This is a genomic window from Paeniglutamicibacter sp. (assembly GCF_046714615.1).
GTDB lineage: Bacteria > Actinomycetota > Actinomycetes > Actinomycetales > Micrococcaceae > Paeniglutamicibacter.
On sequence record NZ_JBKKAP010000164.1, the window covers coordinates 1 to 6,202 of the forward strand.

Consider the following 6,202-nt stretch of genomic DNA (forward strand, 5'->3'; position numbering starts at 1 on the left):
GAACGGCTTCGATGCCGTTCCGCGCATTGGCCCGAGGGAACCCACAAGGAACCCAAGAAGGGATGGAACCCGGAATGAGCCCGGGGTCAGGACAAATGACGCCTGCCGCCGCATGCATGCCGGTATCCATCTGCAACGGGACCAAGCGGCGACGTGCAGAAACGAATCACAGTGCGGCGCTGCTCGGCATGCATTGATTCCTCGGGCCTGACCCGGCACCCAGGCATTAACAGGTTGAGGTGCGCATCGCCGTCACACCGCAGATCCAGCGCCCCCTTCAACGGAACGGATTTAGAGGTACGCCTTGAGCCAGTCGCTGCCGTTCTCCGAATAGAGGGCCTCTGGCCAATCGGACGGCCGGTGGTCTCCATAGACCCGAACGCTGTTGCGGTCCCCAAGACCCTCGGCGTACTCGTCCACCGAGAGGTAGTACATGTAGGACATCAACCGGTCCGCGATCCGCCATTTGCCTTCAACCCGGCGGTAAGTGTCCTTGTAGCGAAGGGCCACCTGCATGGCGGTCCCGTTGCGCGACACCTCGGCGTGCGAAGCCAGCAGGCCAGTCGCGGTGTCAGGGTCGCCGTCGTCGAAACGCACTACGTGTCCATGGCTGTAGTGGTTTGTCGGACCGAGGGCAGCGAAACGGCCCAAGTAAGTCTCGACGATTTCCTCGATGCCGCTTGCGGCGAAGACGCCGTCCTGCGAACGCAAGGTGGCGTCCGTCGTGAAGATCTGACGAATCCCGCCTTCGTCGCGTTCATCCATGATGAACCCGTAAAGGACACCCAGCTCCTGAATCGCCGAGCGGTCTTCGATCCTCCGGACGCGGTCCTCAATTGACGCTAACGTTGCCATTCATAACTCCTGGATTTTCGTTGCCCATATGGTGGATCTTCGATTGCTAGGCAGCCGCGGGTAGACGGTGCACCCCCTTCGGGGTGCACCTCGCTGAAGGAGAGAAGCCGGTCCACGGATGGCCCGACGCGGTTACTGTCGCCTCGAAGAGGCAGATCGAACTCTGCTGTTATTTCAATATAACAATTTATATGGATTTGAGAAGGGCTGTGCCGGATCGATCTCCGCCGAGGAGCGTTCACTCCCCCGAACCCCGCAGTCTGTCGTTGCCGGTTCATGTTCGGTCATCCAGCCGGATACCCTTTACTCTAAGATGACAATCATGATAAGCAATAGGGAGGAGGTTGACCCATGACTACTAATGCCCTGATCATCGACGCACTGCGCACCCCCACGGGACGGGGACGTGCCGGTGGCGCTCTCTCTGATGTCCATCCCGTGGACTTGCTGGCCCAAGCCCTGATTGCCCTTGTCGAGCGCACCGGAATCGATCCCGGCGCGGTCGACGACGTCCTCATAGGCTGCGTCTCGCAGACCGGGGAACAGTCGGCAACTCCCGGCCGCATGGCCTGGCTTGCGGCCGGTTACCCCGTACATGTCCCGTCGACCACCATCGACCGCAAGTGCGGCTCTTCGCAACAGGCGATCCATTTTGCTGCCCAAGGCATCCTGGCCGGTGCCTATGACATGGTCATTGCCGGCGGCATTGAATCCATGAGTCGGGTTCCCATGGGCTCCGCCCGCGCCGGTGCCGATCCATTTGGCCCATCGGTCACGGCCCGGTACTCCCCGGGGATGGTCTCCCAGGGTGTTGCCGCGGAACTGGTGGCGGCCAAGTACGGCGTGGACCGCGAAGCCCAAGACATGTATGCAGCGCGCTCCCACCGACTTGCCCACGCCTCTTCCGCCCTGCTGGACCGCGAAATCGTTCCGGTCAGGACAATGGCAGGCACCCTTGTCGCCCGCGACGAAACGATACGTCCCGACACCACCGCCGAACGCCTGGCCGAACTCAAGCCCGTGTTTGAGACCCCTGAACTCAGCGCGCGCTTCCCCCAGGTCACCTGGTCGGTCACCGCCGGGAATTCCTCGCAACTATCCGATTCCGCCACCGTTGTCCTCTTGATGAGTGACCGCAAGGCAAGGGAGCTGGGGCTTTCGCCACGCGCACGCGTCCACGCCATGACCGCGGTCGGGGACGATCCGGTTCTGATGCTCACTGCCCCCATCCCGGCAACCGAGAAGATTCTCGCCCGGTCGGCAATGAGCCTTGGGCAGCTCGACCACATCGAGATCAACGAGGCCTTCGCACCGGTTCCCCTGGCCTGGCAGAGCCACTTCAATGCCGATCCCGACAAGGTCAATCCCAGAGGCGGAGCCATCGCCCTTGGCCACCCTCTGGGGGCCTCGGGCGCACGGCTGTTCACCACGATGCTGCATGCGCTCGAGGACAACGGACAGCGCTACGGCCTCCAACTCATGTGCGAGGCCGGCGGCATGGCCAACGCCACCATCATCGAACGTCTCTAACCAACCCCCGCAGGAGAAAACCATGATCATCAACGGAGCATCCGTCGTCGTCACCGGCGGCGCCTCTGGCCTGGGTGCGGCCACGGCACGCCGCCTCACCGACGACGGCGCGAAGGTCGTCATCCTTGACCTACCCACCTCCGCCGGTGCCGAGGTGGCTGCCGAACTGGGCGCCACCTTCGTGCCGGCCGACGTCACGGATCCGGATTCGGTCAATGCCGCACTCGACGCCGCAGAAGGCATCGCGCCGCTGCGTGCGCTGGTGCATTGCGCCGGCCGCGGCGGCGCCCTGCGCCTCGTGGACCGCGACGGCAACCCCGGCTCGCTGGAAATCTTCGAAGGCGTGGTGCGGACCAACCTCATCGGCACCTTCAATGTCCTGAGCCTGGCCGCGGCGCGGATGGCGAAGAACGAAGAACTCGATGGCGAACGCGGCGTCTGCATCCTCACCGCCTCCGTCGCCGCCTACGAAGGCCAGATCGGCCAGATCCCCTATGCCTCGGCCAAGGCCGGAATCGTTGGCATGACCCTGGTGGCCGCGCGCGACCTGGCCAGCAGGCGCATCCGCGTCATGACGATCGCCCCGGGCCTGTTCGATACGCCGATCCTGGCCCGGCTGCCGGAAAAGGTCCGCGATTCGCTGGCGCAAAGCGTCCCGAACCCGTCCCGGCTCGGCGAGCCCGACGAATACGCCTCGTTGGCCCAACACATCATCGCCAATCCGATGCTCAACGGGGAAACCATCAGACTCGATGGCGCCATCCGCATGGCACCGCGCTAGGAATCGACAATGGGAGAGATCATGACGCACAAAATCGCAGTCGTCGGCGGCACCGGTCCGCAGGGACGGGGCCTGGCCTACCGCCTGGCGCAGGCCGGCAACGCCATCACCATCGGTTCGCGCGACGCCGCGCGGGCCAGTGAAAAGGCGGAGGAAATTGCCGCGAAAATCGGCGGGCCGGCAACGGTCATCGGTGCCACCAACGCCGACGCCGTCGCGACATCCGACATCGTCCTGCTGGCCGTTCCGTGGGAAGGACACGCGGAACTCGTCACGTCCCTCAGGGATGAGCTGCGCGGCAAAACCATCATCAGCTGCGTCAATCCTCTCGGCTTCGATGCGGCCGGACCCTACGGGCTGACCCTGTCCGAAAGCGCAGCCGAGGAGGCCCAGCGGCTGGTCCCCGAGGCCGTCGTCGTCGGGTCCTTCCACCACGTGGCTGCGCTCTCGCTGTGGAAGAACGAGGGACTGCTCAGCCACGAAGACATCCTGGTCTGCGGCGACGATGCGCAGGCCAAGGCACTCGTGATGGAGCTCGCGGCCGCAGTCACGGGCAAGGAGGGCATCGATGCAGGCGCGCTGCGGCTGGCACGCCAGCTTGAACCGCTGACCGCCGTGCTGATCAACATCAACAAGAAATACAAGACCCGCGCTGGCGTGGCCATCACCGGCATCGGAGGGCACGCATGAGCCGGGAAGAAGCGCCCCTGCTCCTGGAGGAGCGCGGCAGGGTCCTGATCCTGACGCTGAACCGGCCGCAGGCCAGGAACGCAATGTCGCTGCAGCTTTCCGAGGAACTCGCCGCGGCCTTCGAGTTGCTCGACAGCCGCGAGGATCTGAGCCTGGGCATCATCACGGGCGCCGGCGGCACCTTCTGCGCCGGCATGGACCTGAAGGGCTTCGCCCGCGGAGAGATCCCCATTGTTCCGGACCGCGGTTTCGCCGGGCTCGTCCAGCGTCCGCCGGCCAAGCCTCTCATCGCCGCCGTCGAAGGGTATGCGCTCGGCGGCGGATTCGAGATCGCCCTGGCCTGCGACCTGATCGTGGCGGCCAGCAATGCCACCTTCGGCCTGCCCGAGGTCAAGCGGGGGCTGACGGCCAACGCCGGCGGCTTGCTGCGGCTGCAGCACCGCCTGCCGTACCACTACGCCATGGAGCTGGTCCTCACCGGCCGGATGCTGCCGGCCACCGAGGCCGGAGAACTGCATCTGGTGAACCGCGTCACCGAACCCGGCGCCGCGCTGGAGCAAGCCCTGCAGCTGGCCCAGGAGATCGCGAAGAATGCGCCGCTGGCGCTGGCCACCTCAAAGCAGATCATGGTCAAGTCCGTCGACTGGCCGCTGGAAGAGAAGTTCGCCCGCCAGCACGAATTCGTCGACCCGATCCGCAAGTCTAACGACGCAGCCGAGGGCGCCCGCGCCTTCGTCGAAAAGCGCGTGCCCCACTGGACCGGCAGCTGACCGGAACCACCGGGTTCCCGGCGGCGGTTGCCGCAGACATTGGCGTCCGCGGCAACCGCCGCTCCCGCCCCACGCGGCAACACATCGGCCCAAGCCCCAGGAGGCATCAGTGAGTGGTGGAATCGCGTCCCCGGGCAACGAGTTCAAGTTGCGGCCCGTTTGGGCGGGCCGGGCCCTGGCCCTCACCGGCATCGTGCTGGTGGCGCTCAACCTGCGCTCGGCGGTCACCGCCATGTCGCCGATCGTGGACCGGATCCAAGTGGACGTGCCGCTGAGCGATGTAGCCCTGGGCATCATCGGCATGCTTGCGCCACTGATGCTGGCGATGGGCGGATTGCTGGGACCGGTCCTCGCCCGTTGGATCCGGCTGGAAACCAATCTGTTGCTGGCCTGCATCGGGATGTCCGCGGGCCACTTGGTCCGCGCACTGGCAGGGGACTTCACGCAGCTGCTTTTCGGCAGCATCGTGGCGATGCTGTCCATGGGCGTGGGCAACGTCCTGCTCCCTGCACTGGTGAAGAAGTACTTCCCTGACCGGATCGCCTTGATGACCAGCATCTACGCCATGCTGTTCTCCGTCAGCACGGCCATCCCGGGCACCGTTTCCCCGGTGGTCGCGGATGCGGCGGGCTGGCGTATCTCGCTCATGGTCTGGGGCGCAGCCGCGCTGATCGCGGCACCTCCTTGGATAGCGTTGGTCCTCAGGGGGAGGTCACAAGCCAGACGCGGCGTGGAGGGTTCGACGGCTGTCTCCGCCGGGCGCGGCGCGGGGGTCGGACTGTGGCGTTCGCGAGTGGCATGGGGCCTGCTGCTGATGCACGGGATGTCCGCGCTCAACGGGTACGCGATGCTGGCTTGGCTGCCGGAAATACTGATGGACACGGCAGGCATCTCCGGCGTCAAGGCCGGGATCCTCCTGTCCGTCTACGCCGTAACCGCCGGCCCGTTGGCCCTCGTCGTCCCCGCGATCGCCCTCCGGATGCGCAGTCCTGCGGTGCTTGCCTACATCGGGGCTGCCCTGTTCGTGTCCGGCTACATGGGCCTGATGCTTGCTCCCGGCTTCCTGACGCCGCTCTGGGTCCTCGTCGCGGCTTCGGGCACCGGCTTGTTTCCGGTGATGCTCGCGTTGATCAACGCCAGGACGCGGACCCCCGCCACGACCGCGGCACTGAGTGGGTTCGTGCAGGGAAACGGGGCACTGATTTCCGTTGCCGGCCCGCTGGTCGTCGGTCTCCTCCACGACGTCACCGGTGGATGGACGGCCCCGTTCTGCTTCCTCATCGCGGCCTCCGCGGGCATCGTGATCGGTGGGATGCTGCTGCGCAGCCCGATCTCGGTCGACGAGGAGCTTAGGGAGTACGCCGCACGACGCTGAGGTCCGCCCCCGCGGCCGCCCGCGGAGTCCGGACCACGCGACCGGGAACCGAACATGCCGAAGCCCCCGCACCAAATGAACTGCTCCCCGAAAGTTGGACTGAATAATTCAGATCCTTACTTTCGGGGAGTTTTTCATGCGTCAAAATAGTTCATTGACCGCCGAGCAGCGGCTGGCTGCCGTCGATCTTTTCGAGCAGGG

The 6,202-nt window shown here is 65.4% G+C and carries 6 protein-coding genes; 5 read left to right on the forward strand and 1 reads right to left on the reverse strand.

What is annotated here, in order from left to right; genetic code table 11:
* Positions 1-291 precede the first annotated feature (291 nt).
* The gene (locus ACLQ7E_RS19560) at positions 292-855 is read right to left on the reverse strand and encodes a nuclear transport factor 2 family protein (RefSeq protein ID WP_411734245.1); all 564 of its coding nucleotides are present in this window, start codon (positions 853-855) and stop codon (positions 292-294) included.
* 351 nt (positions 856-1,206) lie between these two features.
* Here ACLQ7E_RS19560 and ACLQ7E_RS19565 point away from each other — a divergent pair, with 351 nt between their 5' ends.
* From ACLQ7E_RS19565 to ACLQ7E_RS19585, 5 genes are all read left to right on the forward strand, one after another.
* Positions 1,207-2,385 carry a thiolase family protein gene (locus ACLQ7E_RS19565; RefSeq protein WP_411734246.1) on the forward strand — a complete coding sequence of 393 codons (1,179 nt, stop codon included), beginning with the start codon at positions 1,207-1,209 and terminating at the stop codon, positions 2,383-2,385.
* Positions 2,386-2,407: 22 nt separating this feature from the next.
* Entirely contained in the window at positions 2,408-3,166 is a 759-nt protein-coding gene (locus tag ACLQ7E_RS19570) for an SDR family NAD(P)-dependent oxidoreductase (protein ID WP_411734247.1), read from the forward strand.
* Positions 3,167-3,187: 21 nt separating this feature from the next.
* Positions 3,188-3,856, forward strand: a complete 669-nt coding sequence (npdG, locus tag ACLQ7E_RS19575; RefSeq protein WP_411734248.1) for an NADPH-dependent F420 reductase — start codon at positions 3,188-3,190, stop codon at positions 3,854-3,856.
* The gene (locus ACLQ7E_RS19580; protein WP_411734249.1) at positions 3,853-4,626 is read left to right on the forward strand and encodes a crotonase/enoyl-CoA hydratase family protein; all 774 of its coding nucleotides are present in this window, start codon (positions 3,853-3,855) and stop codon (positions 4,624-4,626) included. Before npdG ends, ACLQ7E_RS19580 begins: the two co-directional genes overlap by 4 nt.
* Positions 4,627-4,735: 109 nt before the next feature.
* Positions 4,736-6,001 carry a CynX/NimT family MFS transporter gene (locus tag ACLQ7E_RS19585; protein WP_411734250.1) on the forward strand — a complete coding sequence of 422 codons (1,266 nt, stop codon included), beginning with the start codon at positions 4,736-4,738 and terminating at the stop codon, positions 5,999-6,001.
* Positions 6,002-6,202 lie beyond the last annotated feature (201 nt).